Source organism: Domibacillus indicus (assembly GCF_023715895.1).
Classification (GTDB): domain Bacteria; phylum Bacillota; class Bacilli; order Bacillales; family Domibacillaceae; genus Domibacillus; species Domibacillus indicus_A.
This window is the reverse complement of record NZ_JAMBOO010000151.1, coordinates 1-249: the sequence shown is the minus strand read 5'-3', so window position 1 is coordinate 249 and position 249 is coordinate 1. Positions and strand designations below refer to the sequence as shown.

Below are 249 nucleotides of genomic sequence, written 5' to 3'. Positions count from 1 at the left end.
TGGCATCACAGGCGGTGTGAAAGGAATAGGCAAAGTTTTTCTCTCGTTCGTCTTTCACATAGTATCCGCTGTCTGGGTCAGTCGTGCTCGCCTTGATTTCCTTCATCTCTTCCTTTTCCTGTGGGGGAAACGGCTTTTTTCCATGTTCTTCACGATCTTTATTGATCTCTTCCTCAAGCTGTGCTTGGTAGCTGCGTGCTTCAACGCGCACCACTTTCTTATTGAATTTCTTCTTATTGGCACTGGCTT

Annotated in this window: 1 pseudogene; it reads right to left on the bottom strand. The window is 46.2% G+C overall.

The annotated features are described in order from the left end of the window. Nucleotides 1-249, bottom strand: a pseudogene (locus M3221_RS26030) (IS5/IS1182 family transposase); the annotation flags it as partial.